Annotated in this window: 23 protein-coding genes; 12 read left to right on the forward strand and 11 right to left on the reverse strand. The window is 68.0% G+C overall.

What is annotated here, in order from left to right:
• Nucleotides 1-3 precede the first annotated feature (3 nt).
• The 4 genes from NDI56_RS01915 to NDI56_RS01930 all read left to right on the forward strand — a co-directional run bounded on the left by NDI56_RS01915 (nt 4) and on the right by NDI56_RS01930 (nt 4,033).
• Entirely contained in the window at nt 4-441 is a 438-nt protein-coding gene (locus NDI56_RS01915; protein ID WP_310917720.1) for a DUF7960 family protein, read from the forward strand.
• Between the two features lie 116 nt (nt 442-557).
• A complete protein-coding gene (locus NDI56_RS01920) occupies nt 558-2,489 on the forward strand; it encodes a hypothetical protein (protein ID WP_310917721.1) in 1,932 nt (643 codons plus the stop codon).
• An 83-nt stretch (nt 2,490-2,572) separates the two neighbouring features.
• On the forward strand, nt 2,573-3,610 hold the full coding sequence (gene asd / locus NDI56_RS01925; RefSeq protein WP_310917722.1) for an aspartate-semialdehyde dehydrogenase: 1,038 nt from the start codon (nt 2,573-2,575) through the stop codon (nt 3,608-3,610).
• A gap of 39 nt (nt 3,611-3,649) precedes the next feature.
• Nucleotides 3,650-4,033 (forward strand): hypothetical protein, encoded by a 384-nt coding sequence (locus tag NDI56_RS01930; RefSeq protein WP_310917723.1) that lies wholly within the window; start codon nt 3,650-3,652, stop codon nt 4,031-4,033.
• Here NDI56_RS01930 and NDI56_RS01935 read toward each other — a convergent pair whose 3' ends face one another.
• Complete coding sequence (locus NDI56_RS01935) at nt 4,034-4,987, reverse strand: D-2-hydroxyacid dehydrogenase (protein ID WP_310917724.1); 954 nt, start codon at nt 4,985-4,987, stop codon at nt 4,034-4,036. It lies immediately after the preceding gene.
• Between the two features lie 157 nt (nt 4,988-5,144).
• On the opposite strand from NDI56_RS01935, the gene NDI56_RS01940 reads away from it, so the two are divergent.
• The 4 genes from NDI56_RS01940 to NDI56_RS01955 all read left to right on the forward strand — a co-directional run bounded on the left by NDI56_RS01940 (nt 5,145) and on the right by NDI56_RS01955 (nt 8,625).
• Entirely contained in the window at nt 5,145-5,471 is a 327-nt protein-coding gene (locus NDI56_RS01940; RefSeq protein ID WP_310917725.1) for a hypothetical protein, read from the forward strand.
• Between the two features lie 48 nt (nt 5,472-5,519).
• The gene (locus tag NDI56_RS01945) at nt 5,520-6,875 is read left to right on the forward strand and encodes an NAD(P)/FAD-dependent oxidoreductase (protein WP_310917726.1); all 1,356 of its coding nucleotides are present in this window, start codon (nt 5,520-5,522) and stop codon (nt 6,873-6,875) included.
• A 476-nt stretch (nt 6,876-7,351) separates the two neighbouring features.
• Nucleotides 7,352-7,573 carry a DUF4177 domain-containing protein gene (locus NDI56_RS01950; protein WP_310917727.1) on the forward strand — a complete coding sequence of 74 codons (222 nt, stop codon included), beginning with the start codon at nt 7,352-7,354 and terminating at the stop codon, nt 7,571-7,573.
• Nucleotides 7,570-8,625 carry a DUF7972 family membrane protein gene (locus NDI56_RS01955; protein WP_470303398.1) on the forward strand — a complete coding sequence of 352 codons (1,056 nt, stop codon included), beginning with the start codon at nt 7,570-7,572 and terminating at the stop codon, nt 8,623-8,625. Before NDI56_RS01950 ends, NDI56_RS01955 begins: the two co-directional genes overlap by 4 nt.
• Nucleotides 8,626-8,668: 43 nt before the next feature.
• Here NDI56_RS01955 and NDI56_RS01960 read toward each other — a convergent pair whose 3' ends face one another.
• Nucleotides 8,669-10,057 (reverse strand): NAD-dependent succinate-semialdehyde dehydrogenase, encoded by a 1,389-nt coding sequence (locus NDI56_RS01960; protein WP_310917728.1) that lies wholly within the window; start codon nt 10,055-10,057, stop codon nt 8,669-8,671.
• 15 nt (nt 10,058-10,072) lie between these two features.
• Nucleotides 10,073-10,783 (reverse strand): ferredoxin--NADP reductase, encoded by a 711-nt coding sequence (locus tag NDI56_RS01965; RefSeq protein WP_310917729.1) that lies wholly within the window; start codon nt 10,781-10,783, stop codon nt 10,073-10,075.
• 186 nt (nt 10,784-10,969) lie between these two features.
• Between NDI56_RS01965 and NDI56_RS01970 the strand changes: the two genes are divergently transcribed.
• On the forward strand, nt 10,970-11,371 hold the full coding sequence (locus NDI56_RS01970) for a cupin domain-containing protein (protein ID WP_310917730.1): 402 nt from the start codon (nt 10,970-10,972) through the stop codon (nt 11,369-11,371).
• A gap of 65 nt (nt 11,372-11,436) precedes the next feature.
• Here the strand turns inward: NDI56_RS01970 and NDI56_RS01975 are convergent, their stop codons facing one another.
• Entirely contained in the window at nt 11,437-12,219 is a 783-nt protein-coding gene (locus NDI56_RS01975) for an SDR family NAD(P)-dependent oxidoreductase (protein ID WP_310917731.1), read from the reverse strand.
• 196 nt (nt 12,220-12,415) lie between these two features.
• Between NDI56_RS01975 and NDI56_RS01980 the strand changes: the two genes are divergently transcribed.
• Nucleotides 12,416-13,243: a helix-turn-helix transcriptional regulator gene (locus NDI56_RS01980; protein ID WP_310917732.1), complete on the forward strand. Its 828-nt coding sequence runs from the start codon at nt 12,416-12,418 to the stop codon at nt 13,241-13,243.
• 17 nt (nt 13,244-13,260) lie between these two features.
• On the opposite strand, the gene NDI56_RS01985 is transcribed toward NDI56_RS01980, so the two are convergent.
• Nucleotides 13,261-14,430 carry a zinc-dependent alcohol dehydrogenase gene (locus NDI56_RS01985; protein ID WP_310917733.1) on the reverse strand — a complete coding sequence of 390 codons (1,170 nt, stop codon included), beginning with the start codon at nt 14,428-14,430 and terminating at the stop codon, nt 13,261-13,263.
• Nucleotides 14,427-15,197 carry an SRPBCC family protein gene (locus NDI56_RS01990; protein ID WP_310917734.1) on the reverse strand — a complete coding sequence of 257 codons (771 nt, stop codon included), beginning with the start codon at nt 15,195-15,197 and terminating at the stop codon, nt 14,427-14,429. Before NDI56_RS01990 ends, NDI56_RS01985 begins: the two co-directional genes overlap by 4 nt.
• 160 nt (nt 15,198-15,357) lie before the next feature.
• On the opposite strand from NDI56_RS01990, the gene NDI56_RS01995 reads away from it, so the two are divergent.
• Nucleotides 15,358-15,654, forward strand: coding sequence for a hypothetical protein (locus NDI56_RS01995; protein WP_310917735.1), 297 nt, complete (start codon nt 15,358-15,360; stop codon nt 15,652-15,654).
• Between the two features lie 36 nt (nt 15,655-15,690).
• On the opposite strand, the gene NDI56_RS02000 is transcribed toward NDI56_RS01995, so the two are convergent.
• The 5 genes from NDI56_RS02000 to NDI56_RS02020 all read right to left on the reverse strand — a co-directional run bounded on the left by NDI56_RS02000 (nt 15,691) and on the right by NDI56_RS02020 (nt 20,470).
• Entirely contained in the window at nt 15,691-16,542 is an 852-nt protein-coding gene (locus NDI56_RS02000) for a CPBP family intramembrane glutamic endopeptidase (protein ID WP_310917736.1), read from the reverse strand.
• Nucleotides 16,543-16,602: 60 nt separating this feature from the next.
• Nucleotides 16,603-17,142: a DUF1684 domain-containing protein gene (locus tag NDI56_RS02005; RefSeq protein ID WP_310917737.1), complete on the reverse strand. Its 540-nt coding sequence runs from the start codon at nt 17,140-17,142 to the stop codon at nt 16,603-16,605.
• Between the two features lie 95 nt (nt 17,143-17,237).
• A complete protein-coding gene (locus tag NDI56_RS02010) occupies nt 17,238-19,199 on the reverse strand; it encodes an AMP-dependent synthetase/ligase (RefSeq protein ID WP_310917738.1) in 1,962 nt (653 codons plus the stop codon).
• Nucleotides 19,200-19,297: 98 nt separating this feature from the next.
• On the reverse strand, nt 19,298-19,759 hold the full coding sequence (locus tag NDI56_RS02015) for an Hsp20/alpha crystallin family protein (RefSeq protein WP_310917739.1): 462 nt from the start codon (nt 19,757-19,759) through the stop codon (nt 19,298-19,300).
• 69 nt (nt 19,760-19,828) lie between these two features.
• Nucleotides 19,829-20,470, reverse strand: coding sequence for a helix-turn-helix domain-containing protein (locus NDI56_RS02020; RefSeq protein WP_310917740.1), 642 nt, complete (start codon nt 20,468-20,470; stop codon nt 19,829-19,831).
• 126 nt (nt 20,471-20,596) lie between these two features.
• On the opposite strand from NDI56_RS02020, the gene NDI56_RS02025 reads away from it, so the two are divergent.
• Entirely contained in the window at nt 20,597-21,832 is a 1,236-nt protein-coding gene (locus NDI56_RS02025) for a hypothetical protein (RefSeq protein ID WP_310917741.1), read from the forward strand.
• The last annotated feature ends 17 nt before the right edge of the window (nt 21,833-21,849 follow it).

Below are 21,849 nucleotides of genomic sequence, written 5' to 3' on the forward strand. Positions count from 1 at the left end.
CGCATGTACACCGGGAAGACGGAGAAGGCGTGTTGCCTGTGTGGCAACCCCGACATCAGTAGCCGCCTCGACCTGCCGCCGCGGGCGGTCCCGCTGTTGAAGCACTCGGCGGCTATCGCCTGGCAGGACATCGTCGGCGAGGTGTCCATCTACTTCTGTGAATCGGACTGGGAGACGGTCCGCGACCTCGTCCTCGAAACGGGGATGAGTCCCCTCTCGCGGTGTAACGTCGCCCGGGCCTCCTTCGACCTGCGGGAGGACTTCGAGGCCCTGCTCAACGATATCCGTGAGGAACCCGACCACTCGGAGCTGGAAGCCGAGATGCGCGCGGAGGTCGAGCGCGTGCTCTCGAACCGCGACGACCCGTACGTCGAGGAGCGTGACGTCGTCGAGGCCCGCGTCGTCAAGTGGGCCTTCGAGGACACCGAAGCGACGGTGTAACGACCGCAGCCAGTCACCACTCGATTCGCTTTTCACGGTCTGAAACACCGCTCGACGGTTGATTGCGGCGTAGGTTGATTTATATCAGATGGTGGCAGAGTGGGAGTAGAGTAGCCATGACTGACGACACCAGGGCGAGCGTCTCGACGCGGCGTCGGTACCTCGCGATGTTCGGTTCCGGCGCGCTTTCCGCGGGACTTGCCGGCTGTTCGACGACAACGACATCTGACCCCACGCCCGGGACGCCGCCGTCGACCGCGACGGCGGACGGGACCGGCGGGAACACGCCCGACGCCGGCGCGGTCTCGGGTGACACCGCGGGACTCGACCCGTGTCTGCGGCCGGCCAGCGACTCGACGTGTTCGAGTCCGGTCGAAGTGACCTCCGGCGTCGTGGACGACACCGTCTGGGGCGGCGACTGCGACGAGTATCTCGTCAGCCGGACCGTGCGCGTACAGAACGGGGCGACGCTCACCGTCGAACCGGGGACGCGCGTCGTCTTCGGACAGAACGCCAGCCTCCACGTCGACGCGGACAGCGCGCTCTCCGCGGTCGGGAGCTGTGGCGACCCCATCGTCTTCACCGGCGAACAGGAGACGCGGGGCTACTGGGGCGGCGTCCAGTTCGACCAGGCCGACCGCGTCGCCAGCGAACTGGCCTACTGCGTCGTCGAGTACGGCGGCGGGGACGAATTCTCGCGGGCCGACCAGCCCGGGAACCTCGTCGTCACTCGGGGCGCACGGGTGTCGGTCACGAACAGCGCGATCCGGGAGGGGGCGGGCTACGGCGTCGTCCTCGACAGCGACGTCCGGGTCGACGAGTTCGGCGACAACGTCGTGACGGCTAACGCGGACGGGGCGGCCTACGCTTACGGCCAGACGGCCGACAGCTTCTCCGCGGCCAGCAGCTACGTCGGCAACGACGACGACGCGGTCGTCCTGCGAGGCGGCGAAATCGCCCGGGACGACGAACCCACGTGGGACGCCATCGACGTGCCCTACCGCGTCAGTACCGGTCGGGGCGTCACCGTCTACGGTCACCTCACCGTCGCGCCGGGCGCCACCGTCGAGTTCGGCCAGAACGCCTGGCTCTCGATGGATCCACAGGGCCCCGGTCGGCTGACCGCCGTCGGCGTCGACCCGGAGACCGAGCAGACGCGCCCCATCACGTTCACCGGCGAACAGAAGACGCGGGGCTACTGGCGCGGTATCCAGTTCCGCGGGTCAGACCGTACCGAGAACCGGCTCCAGCACTGCGTCGTCGAGTACGCCGGCAGCGAGCGGTTCTCCCGGGCGGAGGTCAGGGCGAACGTCGTCGTCATCGACGACTCGCGGGTCCGAATCGCCGACTCGACCGTGCGGGAGTGTGACGGCTACGGGGTCCAGATTGACAACAGCTCCCGGGCCGACGGCTCCATCCGGAACACGATTACCCGCAACGCCGCGGGCGCGGCCTACGCGGGCGGGCGGAGCGCGCGCTTCCTCCACGCTTCGGGGACCTACGTCGGCAACGACGAGGACGTGGTCGCCGTCCGCCGCGGGGAGCTCGAACCCGGCGACGAGCACACGTGGAACGCGCTCGACGTCCCCTACCGCGTCCTCGCGGGCCAGGGCGTGACGGTCAACGGCCACCTCACCGTCGCGCCGGGGACGACCGTCGAGTTCGGCCAGAACGCTTGGCTCTCGATGAACCGCGAGGGGCCGGGGAGGCTAACGGCGGTCGGCATCGACCCGGACGAACGGACGAATCCCATCACGTTCACCGGCGAACAGAAGACCCGTGGCTACTGGCGGGGTATCCAGTTCCGCGGGTCGAACCGGACGGAGAACCGGCTGCGGAACTGCGTCGTCGAGTACGCCGGCAGCGAGCAGTTCTCCCGAGCCAACAGCCCGGCGAATATCGTCGTTCTCGACGGCTCCCGACTGTTCTTGCGTGACAGCACCGTCCGCAACAGCGCCGGGTACGCCGTCGACGTCGACGCCGACGCGACGCTGGAAGCGTACAACAACGTCTATTCGAACAACGCGGCCGGCGACGTGCTGAACTGATCCTCGGCGACGCGACACTGACCCGTGTGCCAACGCGGGACAATACCCAAACGGTTTTGAACACCGGAATCAGACGGCAAGCTATGTCTGTACGCGTAGGCGTCCTCGGCGCCACAGGGGCAGTCGGACAGCGACTCATCCAGCTACTCGACCCGCACCCGGAGTTCGAGATCGCCGCACTGACCGCGAGCGAATCGAGCGCCGGCAAGACCTACCGGGAGGCCGCCAAGTGGCGCGTCGACGCGCCCATCCCGACCGACGTGGCCGAGATCGAAGTCGGCGCGACGGCCCCCGAGGCCGTTCCCGACGACGTCGACCTCATCTTCTCCTCGCTCCCCTCGGGCGTCGGCGAGCAGGTCGAACCGGAGTTCTGCGAGGCGGGCTACGTCGTCTCCTCGAACTCCTCGAACGGACGGATGGACGAGGACGTCCCCCTCACGATTCCGGAGGTCAACGCCGACCACGTCGACCTCATCGAGGTCCAGCGCGACGAGCGCGGCTGGGACGGTGCCCTCCTGAAGAACCCCAACTGCTCGACCATCACGATGGTGCCGGCGCTGGAAGCGCTCGACCGCGCCTTCGACCTGACCGACGTGCGCGTCTCGACGCTGCAAGCGGTGTCGGGCGCCGGCTACTCGGGCGTCTCCTCGATGGAGATAATCGACAACGCCATCCCGCACATCGGCGGCGAGGAGCAGAAGATGGAGACCGAATCCCGCAAGCTCCTGGGGAGCTTCGACGGCGCCGAGGTCCGGCTGCACGACATGGACGTCGCGGCCTCGTGTAACCGCATCCCGACGCTCGACGGCCACCTGGAGAACGTCTGGGCCGACACGGCCGACGACGTGACCGCCGAGGAAGCGGCCGAGGCGATGGAAGCCGTCTCCGGAATCGACCTCCCCTCCTCGCCCGAACAGCTCATCACGGTGTTCGAAGAGCCCGACCGCCCGCAGCCCCGGCTCGACCGGAACACCGAGGGCGGCATGGGCGTCGCCGTCGGCGGGTTCCGCGAGACCACCGACGGTGTCCAGTTCAACTGCCTCGCCCACAACACGATGCGTGGTGCCGCCGGGGCCTCCATCCTCAACGGCGAACTGCTGGACAAACGCGGTTACCTGTAGGCCGGTAGACTCTTTTCGTCGGCAGGAAAAGACCGTCCCATGGTCTCCCGCGACAGCAAAGTCCAACTCGCCGTCGTCGTCGCCACCATGGCGCTTGCGACCCTCTGGGTCCGCTTCGGGACGCCGGGTGCCGTCACGTCGGGACTCTTCGTCGTCGCCTGTTACGTCCTCCTCTTTGCCGGCTCACACGTCTATCTGGCCGCCCGCGGCGACGGCGGGGACGTCCCGGTCGCCGCTCGCTGGCGGTTCGTCGGGCTGGTCAGTTTCGCCGTCGTCGCCCTGTTGCTGGGCAACACTTTCGGCGGCGTCAAACTGGATGGCTTGGCCCTCTCGAAGGCCGTCTGGGCGTTCGTGACCGTCGTCTTCCTCGCGTACGTCGTCTACGAGGCCCGCGATGGCTACCGGGCGAGCAGAGAGACGTAGCTACAGGTCAACCTGGTTCCGCAGGCCGTCCCACGCGCCGTTCTCCTCGGCCCGCCGGACGTTCTCCGCGACGATGTCCGCGAGCCGCTCGTAGTACTCGGGCGTGTGGCCGGCGTTGTGGGGCGTGAGCAGAACGTTCTCGAAGTCCCACAGCGGGTGGTCCGCGGGGAGCGGTTCGGGGTCGGTCACGTCCAGCACGGCGCCGCCGACGTAGTTGCGCCGGAGGGCATCGACGAGCGCGTCGGTGTCGACGACCGGGCCGCGGGCGACGTTGACGAGGACGGTCTCTGGATGCATCGTCCGGAGCAGGGACTCGTCGACCAGCCCGCGCGTCTCGTCGGTCAGGGGACAGGCCAGCGCCACGTAGCGGGCGTCGGCCATCGCCTCGTGTATCTCGTCGTAACCGTACACTTCGTCGGCGGCCGCCCCCTTCTCCGGGGAGTGACGCACCGCGACGGTCTCCACGCCGAAGCCGTCCAGCCGGGCGACGATGGCCTCGCCGATGGCGCCCAGGCCGACGACACAGACCCGGCTCTCGGCGAAATCGGTCGCCTGGAACGCCTGCCAGACCCGCTCGCGCTGCTGGCGACGGGCCCGCAGAAACCCCCGCGCCAGCGAGAGCCACGCGCCGAGGACGTACTCGGCGACGTTCGGGCCGTGGACGCCGGAGGCAGTGGTCAGCGCGACGCCGCGCTCACGGAGCGCATCGAGCGGCAGGTGGTCGTAGCCGGCGTAGGTGCTGGCGAACAGACGGAGGGCGTCGGCCCGGTCCAGCAGCGCCTCGTCGATGGCGCTCCCCGTGACGACCGTCGCGTCGGCGACGAGGTCGCGCTCGGCGTTCGGTGTCCGCGCGACGGCGACCTCGCTGTCGGGGAGGCGCTCGCGCAGCGCCGACGCGTACTGGTCGACGGGCATCCCGTGGACGCTGTGGCGGCGAACGACGATGTCGGGCATAGCTGTGGTGTCGCTCGGTGGCGCAAAAACGGTGGCGAACGACGGCCCCGAACACCGATTCGACCCGCGGCGTTCTGCCGAACTCGGTCGAGTAACCGGTGTCGAACGGTCAAAACAGCCGCGGGTGTATATAGTTATCACGGCCGGGGGTGGTAGTGTGACAGGGACTGTGGGAACGGTGCTGTCCGTCGACGACTACCTGCGGAAGCCGGTCCGTCGCGAGGCTGCTCACTTGGCGCTCCGCCGCGCCAGGGCCGTCGCCGACTGCCGGCCGCGAGTGCGTCGCCTCCTCGCGCTGGCCCGCCGCGTCGAGGTGGTACAGGCCAGCGCTGCCGGGTGCGTCTTCGCGGGGAACGACCGCTACCGGCGCGCCATCGACCGCCACCAGCGGACCCTCAGTGAGGCCGAGACAGCCCTTCCCGCCGGCCCCGGCGGAGAGCGGTCGCGGCCCCTGTCCGACCGGCCGCTGCGGGAATCACCGTAACGCGACCGAGACAATAGGTTTTAGCCGCCGGGGGGCACCGTAGCGCGTATGGAAGACGTAGACGTGGCCATCGTCGGCGGCGGTCCGGCGGGGTCGTCGGCCGCCGAGGCGGCCGCTGCCCGCGGCGCCGAAACGGTCGTCCTGGAGAAGGGCGTCCCCCGCGCCGACCGCGATGGCCCCGGACCGGATTCGACCGACGCTGCCGGGTTACTGGACTACTGGCTCGACCTGATGGAGTACGAGCCCGACGAGATTCCCGAGGACATCGTCCTCAGCGAGCTGGAGGGGGCGAAGTTCTACGGTCCCGACAGCGAGCTGGCGCTGACCGAGACCGGCATCGACGCCAGCTACGACGGCTTCGGCTTCACGTTCCACCGCGCGAAGTTCGACGACTGGCTCCGCGTGCGGGCCGAGGACGCCGGCGCCGACTACCGTGTCGGGGTCAACGTCACCGGCGTCGAGACGGAGCTCACCGCCTCTCCGCGCCACACCGTCCACCTCGCCGACGGCGAGGACATCCGGACGGACTACGTCGTGCTGGCCGACGGGCCACAGCGGACCGTCACCGGCCCGACGCTGGACCAGTTCCTGCTGGACCGTCGGATGGGCGATATCATGCCCTCGAACGAGGCCAACCACATCGCCTACCAGGAACACCGCCGGATGCCCGAGGAACTGTTCGACCCGGAGTTCATCGAGTTCTGGTGGGGGATGATGCCCGGTCACACCGCCTACCCGTGGATCTTCCCGAACGACGACCACGTGGCCCGAATCGGGCTGACGATGCCCATCGGACTGGACATCGACGACTTCGAGCGGAGCGAGTGGGCGCTCCTGCGCGACGACGACGAGGGTATCCCGCGGGGGACTCAGTACATCGAGCGCTTGCTCGAACGGCAGTTCCCCGGCTACGAGCTCGACGACTTCCCGGTCGTCGAGAACCGTGGGAAAGCAAAGGGCACCGAGACGTACCCCATCTCCTCGACGCGGCCCATCGAGTCGCCGGCCGGCGCCGGCATCGCCGTCACCGGCGGCGCGATGGGCGCGACTTCCGCCTTCCACGAGGGCGGCGACCACGTCGCGGTCCGCACCGGGAAGATAGCGGGCCGGCTGGCCGCCGAGGAGTCCCTGGAGAGCTACAACAGCGAGTGGCAGGCCGCCATCGGCGACGAGATACTCCGGAACGTCACCTTCGCCGACCTCGTCCGCGACTGGGGGCCACGCGACTGGGACCGCGCCTTTACCACCGCGAACGACCTGATGGACACCCGCGGAATCAAGGCCGACGCCGCGCTCAGGGGCGGGTTCCACGGCCTGCAGCTCGTCACCCAGTACAAGTACGGGAAGTTCGGCTACCGCGACGGGCGATACGTCCAGCTTCGGGAAGCGGACTACGCTATCTGAACGTCAGGCTTAGGTACGGCAGTGTCGTAGTTCCGGTGCGCGCCTTTAATCCCCGGCCGAGGCCCGTCTATCGGGACGATGAGAGACCGGAGAACCCGGGCGCGGTACATCCGGTGGCTTCGCCACCACGACTGGCAGGCGGTACCTGCCCGACTGGCGGCCGCGCTCGCCCGCCTGACGCTCGAAAGGCGTCACCGCCGCGACGGTTTGCGCCGTCTCGGCACCCGTCGCCCTAGCGGGCGACCTTCGAGCCGGCCGACGCCGGCTCGACAGCTAGCGGCGACTGCGTCGTCGCTCGCCCGGCACGAGGGTTTGCCGGCTGACGTGGCACACCGCCGAGGATGATGCCGGACGTTAGTGTTCCGGGCGACATTTCGCTGTGCTACCAGTGTCGTCTACAGGCAGTCTGCGTGAGCACAGCGGGTGGGTCTCTCGCAGCGACCACCGTTATACAGCTACGCGAAGAACTGTCAGTGATGACCCAGTTCGAGACCGAGCGCTGGGAGTACGAGACGCTCAGAGCGCCCCGCGGAGAAACACAGAAGGAATCGGAGGACCCGAAAAAGGAGCTGAACGAACTCGCCGCCGAGGGGTGGCGGTTCGTCGAGACGATAGACTACTCCGGCGGCGGAACGAAGTACCTCGTGTTCGAGCGGGCGAAGCAGTCGGCTGACGACGGCGAGGGACCGCCGTCGTGAGCCCCGACACCATCGACGGGGACGCGAACCCGAACGTCGACACCGACATCGACGTCAGCACGGCCAACACCATGCGCGAGCGGGCCGGGGAGAGTCACGTCAAAATCTGGCTGTTGCTCGGCGCGAACCGCTGGCACGTGACTGCCGTGTTGGCACTCGTGGTGTTCGTTCTCTTCGTGGCCCTCGTGACGGTGCTCCCGCCCGCGCTGTTGCCACAGCTGCGCTCCGGTGACACTATCGAGACGATGTTCTCGGCGATGATCGGCGCGATCATCACCGGTGTCACGCTCGTCGTGACCATCGGCCAGCTCGTGCTCTCCCAGGAGAACGGCCCGCTCGGTGAACAGCGCGATCGGATGGAGAACTCGATGGACTTTCGCGACTACGCCGAGGAACTCATCGGTTCGCCGAGCCCGGCGGACCCGTCGGCGTTTCTCAGCGATCTCGTCGGCGTGGCCCAACAGCGCGCCGAGGCGGTTCGGGACGGCCTGAGCGACATCGACAGCGACCAGCTCCAGTGGGAAGTCCAGGAGTTCACCGAGAGCCTTATCGGTAACTCCGAGGAGGTCCGGGAGCAACTCGACGGCGCCACGTTCGGCAGCTTCGACGTGCTGTTCGCGGCGCTGAACTACAACTACGGCTGGAAGATATACCAGGTGGAACGCATCGCACACGACCACGCGGAGGACCTGGGCGAACCGGAGAACACGCTCCTCACCGAGCTGAAGACGGCGCTCTCGCTGTTCGGCCCGGCCAGAGAGCACGTGAAGACGCTGTACTTCGAGTGGGCGCTGGTATCGCTCTCACAGCTCATCCTGTACGCGGCGATTCCGGCGCTGGTCGTCGCCGGCGTCATGCTCACTACCGTCGAAGGTGCGACACTCCCCGGGCGCACGTTCGGGGTGGCTCACATGACGCTACTCATCGGGGCCGCGTTCACGATAACGCTCGTCCCGTTCCTTTTGTTTACGTCGTACGTGTTGCGAATCGTCACGATCGCGAAACGAACGCTGGCGATCGAGCCGCTGATTCTGCGGGAGTCACAGCGGTAAGTACCGCGCAGCCGTCGGCCGTCTTCGACTGTCGGCTGTGGCCTCACGTCCCCCCGTCTCCGCCCAAGCCGTGCTGGACCCAGATACTCTTGCGATTGACGAACTCCCGGATGCCGTGGCGGGAGAGTTCGCGACCGTAGCCGGAGTTTTTCACGCCGCCGAAGGGCAGCCGCGGGTCCGACTGGACGTACTCGTTGACGAAACAGAGGCCGGCCTCGAACTCCCGTGCGATGCGCTCGCCGCGGTCGAGGTCGCCCGTCCAGACGCTCGCGCCGAGGCCGAAACTCGTGTCGTTGGCCAGTTCGAGCGCTTCGGCCTCGTCGTCCACCTCGAAGACGGCCGCGGCGGGGCCGAAGGTCTCTTCGGTCGCCGCCGAGGCGTCTCGGGGTACGTCCGTCAGCAGCGTGGGCGCGTAGAAGGCGCCCTCGCGGTCCATCGGCTCGCCGCCCAGCGCCAGCGTGGCCCCGGCGTCGACGGTCGCGGTCACCTGGTCGTGGAGGTCAGCGACGAGGTCCTCGCGGGCGAGGGGCCCCACGTCGACCGACTCCTCGCGCGGGTCACCCACGGTCAGCGCGTCGAGCCTCTCGTGGAACGCCCCGACGAACTCGTCGTAGACGTCGGTGTGGACGATAAAGCGCTTGGCCGCGATACAGGACTGGCCGTTGTTCTGGGTGCGCGCGGTCACGGCCGTCTCCGCGGTCGCCTCGACCGGCGCGTCGTCGAGGACCACGAACGGGTCCGACCCGCCGAGTTCGAGGACGCTCTTTTTCAGCTCGCTTCCGGCCCGCTCGGCGACGGCGCGGCCGGCCCCCTCGCTCCCGGTGAGCGTGACGCCTCGAATCCGATCGTCCCCGACGAGGTCGGCGGCCGTCTCCGAGTCCACGAGCAACGACTGGAAGGCGCTCTCGGGGACGCCGGCGTCGTGGAGAACGTCTTCGATGGCCCGCGCACAGCCGGGGACGTTCGAGGCGTGTTTCAGCAGGCCCACGTTGCCCGCCGCGAGGTTCGGGACGGCGAAGCGAAACACCTGCCAGAACGGGAAGTTCCACGGCATGATGGCAAGCACCGGCCCGACCGGCTCGTAGCTCACGAGCGTGCGGGCGTCGGCCTCGGTGCCGACGACCTCGTCGGCGAGCTGTTCGGGGGCGGTTTCGGCGTAGTAGTCACACAGCCACGCGCACTTCTCGACCTCCGCGCGGGCCTGCTCGATGGGTTTGCCCATCTCGCGGGTCATCAGCGAGGCGTACTCATCGAGGCGCTCGCCGAGCAGGTCGCCGGCTCGGTCGACGAGACGGCAGCGGTCCTGAACCGACCGGTCGGCCCACTCGGGGAAGCGGTCGGCGGCCGCCTCGATGGCCTGTTCGACCTCCCGGTCCGTCGGCGTCTCGTAGCTGTCCAGTACGTCCGTCGTGTACGGGTTCGTGCTCTGCATGGTGTGTCGCGTGTGTCAGCCCTCGCCCGCGGCGTCCTGTTCCCAGCCTTCGCTGTGGATGCGCTCGTCCGGTGCGCCGAGTTCGCCGAGCCGGTCCGTGGTGTCGACGACCATCCCCGGCACGCCACAGACGTAGAAGTCGGTTTCCTCGAAGTCGTCGAACAGCGTGTCGAGGTGGTCCTGGACGTATCCCGCCCGGCCCGTCCACTCCCAGTTGGGGTCCGAGAGAGTGAACGCTACGTCGACTTCCGGGTGCATGGCGGCGAGTTCGTTCAGCGTCCCGCGGTGGATGAGCGACTCCTCGTCGCGCTCGCCAAAGAGGAGCGTCGCCTCGCCGGTGCCTTCCCGGACGTACTGCCGGAGCATCGCGAGCATCGGCGTGAGTCCGGTCCCCGTCGCGAGGAACGCCACGTCGCGGTCTTTATCGGCCAGTCCCAGATTCCCCTCCAGTTCACCGATGGTGATCTGGTCGCCCGGGCGGGTGGTGTGCACGTACGAGGAGGCCAGCCCGTCGTCGTAGCGCTTGATAGCGAGGGTGAGCTGTTCGGTACCTGGGAGGTTCGTCGGGGTGTACGGTCGGACCACCCGCTCGTCGCCCGAGTCGAACCGGACAGTCGTGTGCTGGCCGGGCCGGTGGTCGAACGTGTGGCCGGGCACGCGCAGGCGAAAGCCCGACACGCGGGGCGTGAGCGGATACCTGTCGAGAACCGTCGCTGTGTAGGTCATAAAGTTAGCGTATTGAAAAGAAGTCACAGCAACATAAGTCACCGGGCGGGAGACGGCGGCGCAGGTCCGTCGTCGGACCGTGGGGACGTTTCGCGTACGCACCCGGCCGAGTCGGGGACGCAACCACACCGATATCGGCCGTATCCTGTCACCTCGGTTATGGTCGATGGGGGCGTAGCGCGACGTATGGCAATCGAGAGCGCAAGGGGCCAGCGGTCCGCACTCCCCGAGTTCGAAGCGACGCACACGCTGGACGAGGGTATCTGGCGGGAGGCTTACTGGGGCGATATGCGCGTCGGGTACGAGACGTACTTGCGGGACTTCGACGATGCACCGCTTCTGGCGGGGTTACCGAACGGCCGGTGTCAGTGTCCCCACTGGGGATACATGCTCTCGGGCCGCATGACGGTCCGATACGCCGACCACGAGGAGGGAGTCGAGGCCGGGGACGTCTACTACATGGCGCCGGACCACAGCATCGCGGTCGACGCCGGGACCGTGTTGCTGGAGTTCAGCCCGCTCGACGAGTGGGCGGAGCTGATGGCGGCCACCGAGGGGAGCCTGCCGGACGACACCGACGCCGACTGACGACGAGCGGTGATTCGTCTCCCTGCTCGTGGCGTCCGGGGTCACGGTCCGACCCCCCGTCGCGACTACGTGTGTGCGAACCCGCCGTCGACGAGGATACGCTCGCCGTTGACGTAGGAGGCGAGGTCACTGGCCAGGAACAGGGCGACGTTGGCCACCTCCTCTGGTCTCCCAAAGCGGCCCTGCGGTATCGCCCCCAACAGCATCTCCTGAAAACGCTGGCCCTCCTCACCCTCGCCCATCGGTGACTCGGCGAGCATCTGTGTCTCGGTCCAGCCGGGGTTGATGCAGTTGACGCGGATACCCTCGTCGCCGAAGCGGTCGGCGAGCGAGAAGGTGAGCTGCTGGACGCCTGCTTTTGCGGGGCCATAGAGCGGCATGTCACCGCCGGTGCGGGCCGCCGCGAGACTGGCCATGTTGATGATGGTCCCGGCCGTCTCCTGGTCTAGGAACTGCTTTGCGGCGGCCTGGGCGCCGAAGAACACCCCCTTCAGGTCGATGTCCATCACGTGGTCGAAGTCCTCGGGCGTGACCTCGAGAAAGTCGATGTGTGAGATGACGCCGGCGTTGTTGACCCAGATGTCCAGACCACCCAGTTCCTCGGCCGCCTCGGCGGCCACTTCGAGGTCAGTGTAGTCGGTCACCGAACACTCGACGTACTCCGCTCGCTGGTCCGTCTCGGCCGCGATACGCTCGTGGGTCGGCTCGCCGCCCTCCTTCGGGTCTTCGCGGATGTCGGCGACGACCACGTTCGCGCCATGCTCGGCGAACCTCAGCGAGATGGCCCGCCCGAGGCCGCTGGCGCCCCCCGTGACGACGGTGGTCTGGCCGTCCAGTAGCTGACTCATCGCTGTGCCCTCGCTCGGAACTGCACTGTATGACGAACGTTCATGTGTGACACGGTGTCACTGTCGGCCGAGCGAACAATAAACACTGTCGTAGCGCCAACAGGAACAGTGACCGGTCGGTTGAGTGATTCACTGCTGGTGGAGCCGACCGGCCGGCGGAGAGTTTTTATTATGGAGCGGTGACTCGGTCAGAACGATGCCGGATACCTCACCAAACGAGTTCGTCGTCACCTCGAGGGTCCGGACGGCCATCGTCCAGCAGCTCGCCGCCGGCCCGACCCCGACCGGCGAGCTACTGGGGGAGACAGCCGCGAGCGAATCGGCGGTGTACGACGCGCTCTCGTCGCTCGAGGAGCGCGGTATCGCCGTGAAGAGCAAGGGGACGTGGGCGCTGACCGCACAGGGGCGGATCGTCGCGGACAGCGTCGAAGAGTGGCAGGGCACCGAGTCGTTCCTGGAAATCGACCCGGCCTACTGGCGGACCCACCGCGCCGACGTGATTCCCGACCCCTTCCGTCGCCGGCTCCCCGAACTCGGCGACTACGAGGTCTACCGGGACGGCCCGGGCGAACCCAACCGGGCCGAACAGGTCGCCGTGAGCCGGATGGCCGCTGCGGCGGCCCCTGACATCACGACGCCGTTCTACTCGTTGAACCACCAGGTGAACGTCCCGGACAATCCCGAGACGCGGATGCTCGTCACTCGCGAGGCGACGGACATCAGCGTCCAGCGCTACCGTGAGGGCCACCGCGAGAAGCTGGAGGACCTGCCGGCGGTCCAGATGCGGCTCACGGCGTGTCAGTTCGCATCCGTCGTCGGCGACGAGTTCGTGCTGTTCGGGCTCCCGACGGTGGATGCTGACGAGCCAACGCTCTCGGACACCTCGGCGACGCTGGTCTCCGAGACCGAGTCGGCAGTGAAGTGGGGCCAAGAACTGTTCGAGTACCTCTGGGAGCGGTCGGACCCGATAGAGCCCTACATGGTCGAGCACCACCCCGACGTGCTCGATTCCGTCGGCGAGTAACGCTCTCTGCCCCGCACTCAGGGCCGCAGAACGACCTTGATGCAGTCGTCCTCCTTGTCGTTGAACGTCTCGTAGAGCTCCGGTCCGTCCTCCAGGGGTGCGTCGTGGGTGACGACGAAGGAGGGGTCGATGTTGCCCGACTCTATCTGGTCGAGTAGCGGACCGAGATAGCGCTGGACGTGCGTCTGCCCGGTCTTGACCGTGATGCCCTTGTTCATCAGCGGTCCCATCGGGAAGTTGTCCGCGCGGCCGACGTAGACGCCGGGGACCGAGAGCGTCCCGCCCTTCCGGCAGCACCGAATCGCCTCGCGGAGCACCGTCGGGCGGTCGTCCTCCAGATTCAGCCGCTGTTTCACCCGGTCGGAGGTCGCCACGACGCCCGTTCCGTGGGCGTCGGTCCCGACGGCGTCGATGCAGCTGTCGGGGCCGCGGTCCCCGGTCAACTCCATCAGCCGGTCGTAGACGTCTTCCTCCTCGTAGTTGATGGTCTCCGCGCCGCCGTGGTCGCGGGCCATCGCCAGGCGCTCGGGGACGCGGTCGATAGCGACGACCCGGTCGGCACCGAGCATGTCGGCGCTCTGGACGGCGAACTGGCCGACGGGGCCACAGCCCCAGACCGCGACCGTGTCGTGTTCGTCGATGTCGGCGTTCTCGGCGGCCATGTGTCCCGTCGGGAAGATGTCCGAGAGGAACAGGACTTGCTCGTCGGAGAGGTCGGATTCTATCTTGACCGGCCCCACGTCCGCGTACGGGACCCGCAGGTACTCGGCCTGCCCGCCGGCGTAGCCGCCCATCATGTGGGAGTAGCCGTAGAGGCCGGCCGGCGAGTGGCCCATCACCTCGCGGGCGAGCTCGGCGTTCGGGTTCGAGTTGTCACAGAGGGAGTAGAGGTCGTTCTGACAGAACCAGCACGACCCACAGCTGATGGTGAAGGGGACGACGACGCGGTCGCCCACGTCGAGCGTCTCGACCCCGCTGCCGACCTCGACCACCTCGCCCATCGGCTCGTGGCCCAGTACGTCGCCCTCCCGCATCGAGGGGACCCGTCCGTGGTAGAGGTGGAGGTCGGAGCCACAGATGGCCGTCGCCGTGACCTCGATGATGGCGTCGTTCGGATTGACGATTTCGGGCCGGGGCACGTCCTCGACGCGGATGTCGTGTTTGCCGTGCCAGGTGAGCGCTCTCATACCGTATCCCCCTCTCCTCTCGTGGACGGGTTCTTTTCGAGCGTCGGGACCTCACCGGTCTCGACGAGGCTTTTGAACCGGCCCAGGGCCTGGCCGGCCAGTTTCTCCGGAACGATATCGAGCTGCTGTAGGGCTCTGTCCCCCAACGTCCCGCCGGGCGGGTCGAAGCTGACCGAGAGCGTCACCAGGGTCCCGCGGTCACCCGGTGCGGCCTCGAAGCGGACCGACCCTTCGTTGGGCAACACGGCGTCCGTCGGCGTCTCCCAGCGGACCAGCTCGCCCGGCTCCGATTCGACGACGTGGGTCTCCCAGGAGGCGTCCTGTCCGTAGGGCCCGTGGACCGTCCACCGGGACCGGTCGCTGTCGACCGCCTCCACGTCGGCGACGTGCCCCATGACCCGCGAGAACGTGTCGGGGTCACGCCAGGCGTCGTAGCAGTCCTCGGCGGACTGCCCGACGGTAATAGAGCGGTGAACGTCTGTCTCGGGCGGCGCTGTCCGCTCGGCCCCTCGTTCACTGGACCCGTCGTTTCGCCCGGTGAGCGCCCGTTTCATCCCGGAGGGGCCGCCCACGCCCCGAGAGACCAGCCAGGCGCCGCCCAGTGCCGTCACTGTCCCACTGACCGACCGCTGTCCGAGGCCACGGACGAGCAGTACCGTTCCGACCACGAGCTGGACACCGCGCATCACCGGGTCGGTGGCTGTTCCGCTGTCCGACTGCGCTCGATGACTGTCCCGTTGTTCGCGTGCAGCGTGTTGTGTCGCCATGGAAGTATCCTCGCTGTGGTCGCTCGTAGACGGGTTCGAACGCGACCCTCAGGCGGGGAAACGGCGCTCGCTGGATTAGCCGTGGTGCCGGCAGCTTCAGGCCGGTTAAACGGGGCAGCGGCCACCGGGATTTTTGTCCGGTTGTCACAACCCTCCGGACGTGACCGAAGACGCTGACCCAGATTCGAACCTCCAGCAGTGGAAAGAGACGATGCAGGCCGAACACGCCGAGGCCATCGCGAACCCGGACCCCGACGAGACACACCGAATCGAGGGCGTTTCGCAGGTGAGCTACAGGGTCTACTTCGAGTACGACGACGACACCGAGACACTCGAACGGGAGCGCCGGGAACAGGTCGAGGAACTGGCCGACCCGGAGCTGTTCTCCTGTGCCTGTGGCGTCCGTGGCATGACCGCACAAGAAGCCACCGACCACGTCGCCGCGGCCCGCGAGTGAGCGCTTACGGCGGTAGCGAGGCGACAGCCGACCCGTTCACGCGCCGATACCCAGCAGTCCCTGCTGGGCCAGTTCGTCGCCCATCGTCACGCTGACATAGAGGATGGTAAACAGCGTCGCGTTGTAGAGCCCGTGTATCAGCGACGGGACGACGATGTTCCCCGAGTACTCGTAGGCGACGCCGAACACCGTCGCGGTCCCAAAGAGGATGCTCACGACGACTAGATTGCCCAGCAGCGAGCCGCCCACGAGGGCGAACAGGTGGAGCGCCGCGAAGATGGCGCTCGGGATGATGACGCCCGGCACCCGACTGAACCGCTCGCGGATGCGTCCCTGCACCACCCCGCGAAAGAGCAGTTCCTCGCCGGGCCCGATGACGAGAATCGAGGCCGGAATCAGCAGCAAGAGCACCTCCGGGTTCGAGCGACCGAGCTCCGCCGCGGCGTTGTTCCCGGTCTGGAGCGGCTGGCCGCGGATGTTCTGAATGACCGTCATGATGATGCCGGAGAACATGACCCAGACTATCGCCGCGGCGTAGCCGCCCAGCACGATTCCCGCCTGCTTCAGGGTCGGAACTCCGGCGGGGATGCCAAAGGACTTCCCGTCACCGGCGAGGTCGAGCAGCGAGCGGACCCGCGGTGCGATGGCCGGTCTGAGCTTGTAGTAGCTGAGCGCGACGCCGGCACAGCCGACCCCCTGGATGAAGACGAGGCTGAGAACGAGAAAGGCGAACCCGGAGACGATTGTCCCCGTGACGAGCCCGATACCCGCGACCGTCAACAGTAACAGCGCCACGCCAAAGAGCAGTCCGCCGGCGCCGAGCCCGAAGGCGGAGACGAGCGCGATAGCCGACTGGAGCACTGGTCGCTCCTGTGAGGCAGTTGCCATACGGTTCGTTAGCAGCGAAGCCCTGAAAACAGTTCCTTCATGTGTTCCAACGGTGAGGGGTCACGCCGTCCGCTCGCCGGCCTCGACGGCCACGTCCAGCCAGTTCGCCTCCGGCGGGAGCGGGCAGGAGAACGTCTCGCTGTACGCACAGAACGGCGCGTACGCGAGGTTGAAATCCAGCGTCGCGGTGTCGCCGTCTGTCAGTTCCGCGTCGCTCTCTAGCTCCATGTAGCGGCCCGCCTCGTAGGTCTGCTGACCTGTCGTCTTGTCCCGGAACGGGACGAACAGCTGTCCGGGGTCGTCACCGGCCTGCCGGTACCCCTGCAACTCGGCGGCCTCGCCGTCGACCTCGAACGCGAAGGTGACGACGTGGAGATAGCGGACGACGCGGCCGTCGGTCGTCTCCATCTCGACGGGGTCGGGGTCGTCGTGGCGGGTCACGGTCGCCTCGACGCGGTAGCTCGGGTCCGGCTCGAAGTACGCGAGCCCATCGAACGACCCGCGCTCTTCCGGCGGAACCGGTGACTGCGGGTGGTCGGCGAAGAAGTCGTCCTTCTCGGCGCGGTTCCGGCGGAGCCGTTCGGCGTAGTCGTCGGTCATGCGCTCCGTACCGGGGCGAGCCGTTTCAGTGCAGCGGTCGTGCGGGGAGACGGCCCGGCGGCGCCCGGCTCACGAGCAACAGGGGCGCCGCCGGGCTAGGTCTCATCGTAGATGGCGTCGACCTTCGACTCGAACGCCTCCTGAATGTTGCGCCGCTTCTTCTTCATCGACGGCGTGAGGAGGTCGTTGTCCGTGGTCCACTCCTCGGGGACCAGCTCGAAGGCCTTGATGCGCTCGGTGCGCTCCAGTTCGGCGTTGGCGTCCTCGATGGCGGCCCGAACCCACTCCCGGACCTGCTCGTGGTCACATCGGGCGTACGGGTCCTCCGGCAGGTCGACGCCCGCCCGCGCCGCGAGCCGCTCTATCTCCTCGAAGTCGGGGACCACGAGCGCGCCCACGAACTTCCGGTCGTCGCCGACGACCATGACCTGGTTGACCCGGTCTACCGTCGCGAACAGGTCCTCGATGGGCTGGGGCGCGACGTTCTTGCCCGTCGAGAGGACGATGAGCTGTTTCAGTCGGTCGTGGTAGACCAGAAAGCCGTCGTCGGTCAGTTCCACGATGTCGCCGGTCCGGAACCAGCGGCGGCCGTCCCGTTCGACGAACCCGCGGTCCGTCTCGCCGGGGTCGTTCCAGTACCCCTCGGTGACGTTCGGACCGTCGACGAGCAGTTCGCCAAGACGCCCGGTCACGTCGTCGAACTCCGTGTCGTCGACGACGTGGGTGTCGATGTGATAGTCCAGCTCCGTGACGGGGTAGCCGAGCGTCCCCGGCCGGAGGTCCTCGGGCGGATTGATGGCGATGACGGGCGCCGTCTCGGTGAGGCCGTACCCCTCGACGATGTCGATTCCCATCCCGATGAACGTCTCACACAGCGACTTCGAGAGGCTGCCCCCGCCACTGACCATGAACTCCACCTCGCCGCCCAGCCCCTCTCTGACGGTGCTGTAGACGAGGCGGTCGGCCAGTCGGTGCTGGAGCGACAGCACCGGCCCCGCGTCCTCCGTGCGGGCGTAGCGTCGGGCCACGTCCAGCGACCACTCGAAGAGGCGCTCCGTGACGGGCGAATCACCGGCCTGCTCGCGCATTCGCCGGAAGATGCGCTCGTAGACGCGGGGGACGCTCGCGCCCATCTGTGGCCGGAGTGCGAGTAGGTCCCCGGTGAGCGTCTCCGGGCTCTCGGCGTAGCCGACGGTCACTCCCGACGCGTACATGAAGAAGTGGCCGGCCAGCCGCTCGAAGACGTGCGCGAGCGGGAGAAAGGCGATAGAGCGCATCCCGGCCGAGACGACGGGGAGCTCCGGCGACTTGTCGGGGCGGGGGCCCAGCCGGCGTCGCGTCTGGTTGACGTTCGCCCGGAAGTTCCGATGTGTCAGCCGGACCCCCTTCGGTTTCCCCGTCGTCCCGGAGGTGTAGATGACGCTCGCCAGGTCCCCGGGCTGGCGGTCCGCGAGCCAGGACTGGTAGGCGGACTCCTCGAAAACCGCCTGCCCACGCTCGTACACGTCCGCGAGCGTCACGACGTCCGCTCGGTCCGGCGCGCAGTCGTCCATGGTGACGATTGTCGACAGCGCCAGCTCGTCCGCCACGGCCAACACGCGCTCTAGCTGGTCGCCGGTCCCGACGACCGCCACCTCGGCACCTGGGTCGTCGAGCAGATGCCGGACCTGCCCGGTCGAGGAGTCGGTGTACACCGTCGTCACGACGCCGCCGGCCGACAGCACGGCGAAGTCCGACAGCGCCCACTCCATCCGCGTCGAGGCGAAGAGGCCGACGCGAGTGTCGGCGGCCACGCCGAGGTCCCGGAAGCCGGCGGCGAGGTACTTCACGAGTTCGTGCATCCGCTCGTAGCTGATCGTCCCGTACTCGCCGTCGGGCGGTGCCGGCACGACATCGTCGGTCAGCGAGCGGTCGTAGACGCCGCCCTTGTACTGCTGGGCGTCGCGGTCGGCGTTGCGCCGAGCCGTCGCCGCAAACAGCTCACCGAGCGTGTCGGTCCCGACGACCTCGTCGGTGTACTCGGCCTCGGTCTCGAACCACCCCGGTGTGGCGCCCATACTGCCGTAGTTGACCACAGACGGTCAAGTATGTACGGGATGATAACACGAAACACGTTCTAAACTGTTCACTAGCGGGATAGCAACCGCCGGCGGACTCACTCGATGTGGATGTCCGTTCCGTCCGCCGCGTCGTCGGTCTCGACCACGAACCGGACTTCGAGCACGCCGTTGTGGTAGCTCGCCGTCACGTGGTCCGGGTCGACCCGGGCCGGGAGGTGAATCCGTTCGCTGACCCGTCGGCTCCGGTAGCTCATGCCCTCCCCGACCTCGTGTTCGCCGCTGAGGTGGAGGTGCTCGTCGCGGAGCCGAATGGAGAGCTCGTCCCGGTCGAACCCTGGGAGGTCGGCGAGGACCACGAAGCCGTCGTCGGTCTCCTCGATGGTGACGCCCGCGTCCCAGCCGCTCTCGTCGTACTGCGGTTCCCGGACGGCCGGTGTCTGGCCCCAGTTGTCGCCGGACTGACGGCCGTCACGCGACCCCTGAACGCCGAACATCTCCCGGCGCATCTGGTCGAAGAACTGCTCCATGCTGTCGAAGGGGTTACGCTGTTCTCTCATAACGACCTTATATTGGCTCGGAGAGCATATAAACAGATATGGACACGTGATAGCAGTGGGCCGCCCTCGCTATCGAGACAGCGCCTCGGCGGCGAACCGGGTCACGAGGTTCCCCTCGGCCCGGTGGAGGATATCGCTACACGTCGCCTTGGAAATGTCCAGATGGGCCGCGACCTCGGTCAGCGTGGCCTCGCGGGGCGTCGCGTAGTACCCCATCTCTAGCGCGGCCAGCAGCACCTCCCGCTGTCTGTCGGTCATGACGCGAGCGGCCCATCGCCCGTCGATATCGCGGGCGAACGTCAGTTCGTAGTCGATACCGGCCTCGTCGAGGGCCTGCCCGAGGGCCGCGAGTCGGTCTGCCGAGGTCAGCACCGTCCACGTCACGTCGCCGTTCCGGACGGAAAACGGCAACTCGACGGGCACACCGGCCTGCCAGAGCGGTACCACGAGCGCCGGGCTCGTCGTCTCGACCTGCAACAGGACGCTGTCCTCGCGCGTCGCCAGAAGGTCCACGTCGGCGACGTCCGCGTGGTCGTCCAACGCCGAAAGCGCCGAAACCGGGTCCGCAGTCGTCAGTTCGACGACGGCAACGCCCACCTGTGCGTGGGCGAGCACCGTGTGGACCTTGACCGTCAGCTCCGTGTCGGCCGTCGAGACCTCGTGGACCCAGCTGTCTTCGGGGACAGCGAGGGTGAGTTTCGCCCGTGGCATACGAGGGCCCTAGTTTCGCCCCCCACGCTTCTAACGTGTTCGCCCCGGCCAGCGATGTTCGGGGGCGGCTGAGCGGTTCGGCCCCGTGGCTATCCCGCCGTCGACCGTAGGACCACCGTGTTCTCGATGCGCTCACGCACGAATCCGTTCGTTCTCGTAGCCGGCGTGTATCTGACAGCCGGGCTCGTCGCGCTGGCGACGAGTATCGCCGTCGCCGCGGGCCTGATAGACGGGCTCCCTCGGCTCCGCTGGGTCACTGTTCACCTCGTCACTATCGGCGGGCTGACACAGGCGGTGTTCGGGCTCCTTCCGTCGCTTCTGGGCGGTGACGTTGCGTCGACGACCGGGAGTCGGTGGACGCAGTGGCTCTTCCTGAACGCCGGCTACCCGCTGGTCGTGCTGGGGATGGTGACGGGGTCGGCGACTACCGCACTGGCGGGTGCTGCAGGTGTCCTCCTCGCACTCGCGCTCCTCCTCGCCACCGTCCTCGGGACGACGGGCAGCGGCCCGGCTGCCGAATACTACCGGACTGCGCCGTGGTTCCTCGTCGCCGGCATCGCCGCGGCGGCGGGACTGTTGCTGCACCGTTACGGGCCCGGTGGGTACGTCGGACTCCTCGAGGCACACGTCCACGCCAACGTCTGGGGACTGCTCGGACTCGTCGTCGCTGGGGCCCTGCTCACGTTGCTCCCGCCGATGCTGGGGGCATCGCTGCGCTACCCCCGCCTCGTGCCGGTCACCTTCTGGGGGCTGACCCTCGGTGCGCTCGGCCTCGTCGCCGGGCCGCCGCTCGCCCTCGCAGCGCTCACCCTGGCCGGGCTCGCCGGCTACCTGACTGGCACCGTCGCGCTGCTCGCGAACGTGGTCGGGACGGCCCGCACGAGCGGCTGGACACAGCCCAGCAGACTCGCGCTGGTGGTCGGCGCCTACCTCTGGCTCGTCGCGCCGATACCCGTCGCCCCGTTCGTCCTGCTCGCGCCGACCGCCGTCCCGGTCGGAGCTATCGAAGCGGCCGCCATCACCGCGCTGGTACTCGGGTGGATGCTCCAGCTCGCGATGGCGTTCCTGCCTGTCATGGTGGTGGCGACACAGCGACCCGCCGAGGAGTCACTGGTCGAGCGGACGGCTTCGGCCGCGGCGCGGGACGCTCCCTCGTGGGTGCAGGTAGCGACACTCAACGTCGGGGTCGGCCTGCTGTGGCTGCGGGCCGTCCCGCAGCTATCGGGCTCGGTGGCGGACCTGACCGTCGGCGGCTCCGCGCTGGTCGCGGTCGCGTGGCTGCTGTTCGTCCGCTCGTTCTGGGGCTCGTTGCTGACCGCTGGCGAGGGGCGACGCAGCCGCGTGGCCCGGGACTCGCCGTAACCGCGGCCGTTTCGGGA

It is taken from the genome of Halomicroarcula saliterrae (genome assembly GCF_031624395.1).
In the GTDB taxonomy this organism is placed as follows: domain Archaea; phylum Halobacteriota; class Halobacteria; order Halobacteriales; family Haloarculaceae; genus Haloarcula; species Haloarcula saliterrae.

Coding starts and splice junctions, on each gene's coding strand:
- NDI56_RS01915 (WP_310917720.1), top strand. CDS start 4: ATGTACACCGGGAAGACGGAGAAGGCGTGTTGCCTGTGTGGCAACCCC.
- NDI56_RS01920 (WP_310917721.1), top strand. CDS start 558: ATGACTGACGACACCAGGGCGAGCGTCTCGACGCGGCGTCGGTACCTC.
- asd (WP_310917722.1), top strand. CDS start 2,573: ATGTCTGTACGCGTAGGCGTCCTCGGCGCCACAGGGGCAGTCGGACAG.
- NDI56_RS01930 (WP_310917723.1), top strand. CDS start 3,650: ATGGTCTCCCGCGACAGCAAAGTCCAACTCGCCGTCGTCGTCGCCACC.
- NDI56_RS01935 (WP_310917724.1), bottom strand. CDS start 4,987: ATGCCCGACATCGTCGTTCGCCGCCACAGCGTCCACGGGATGCCCGTC.
- NDI56_RS01945 (WP_310917726.1), top strand. CDS start 5,520: ATGGAAGACGTAGACGTGGCCATCGTCGGCGGCGGTCCGGCGGGGTCG.
- NDI56_RS01950 (WP_310917727.1), top strand. CDS start 7,352: ATGACCCAGTTCGAGACCGAGCGCTGGGAGTACGAGACGCTCAGAGCG.
- NDI56_RS01960 (WP_310917728.1), bottom strand. CDS start 10,057: ATGCAGAGCACGAACCCGTACACGACGGACGTACTGGACAGCTACGAG.
- NDI56_RS01965 (WP_310917729.1), bottom strand. CDS start 10,783: ATGACCTACACAGCGACGGTTCTCGACAGGTATCCGCTCACGCCCCGC.
- NDI56_RS01970 (WP_310917730.1), top strand. CDS start 10,970: ATGGCAATCGAGAGCGCAAGGGGCCAGCGGTCCGCACTCCCCGAGTTC.
- NDI56_RS01975 (WP_310917731.1), bottom strand. CDS start 12,219: ATGAGTCAGCTACTGGACGGCCAGACCACCGTCGTCACGGGGGGCGCC.
- NDI56_RS01980 (WP_310917732.1), top strand. CDS start 12,416: ATGCCGGATACCTCACCAAACGAGTTCGTCGTCACCTCGAGGGTCCGG.
- NDI56_RS01985 (WP_310917733.1), bottom strand. CDS start 14,430: ATGAGAGCGCTCACCTGGCACGGCAAACACGACATCCGCGTCGAGGAC.
- NDI56_RS01990 (WP_310917734.1), bottom strand. CDS start 15,197: ATGGCGACACAACACGCTGCACGCGAACAACGGGACAGTCATCGAGCG.
- NDI56_RS02000 (WP_310917736.1), bottom strand. CDS start 16,542: ATGGCAACTGCCTCACAGGAGCGACCAGTGCTCCAGTCGGCTATCGCG.
- NDI56_RS02005 (WP_310917737.1), bottom strand. CDS start 17,142: ATGACCGACGACTACGCCGAACGGCTCCGCCGGAACCGCGCCGAGAAG.
- NDI56_RS02010 (WP_310917738.1), bottom strand. CDS start 19,199: ATGGGCGCCACACCGGGGTGGTTCGAGACCGAGGCCGAGTACACCGAC.
- NDI56_RS02015 (WP_310917739.1), bottom strand. CDS start 19,759: ATGAGAGAACAGCGTAACCCCTTCGACAGCATGGAGCAGTTCTTCGAC.
- NDI56_RS02020 (WP_310917740.1), bottom strand. CDS start 20,470: ATGCCACGGGCGAAACTCACCCTCGCTGTCCCCGAAGACAGCTGGGTC.
- NDI56_RS02025 (WP_310917741.1), top strand. CDS start 20,597: ATGCGCTCACGCACGAATCCGTTCGTTCTCGTAGCCGGCGTGTATCTG.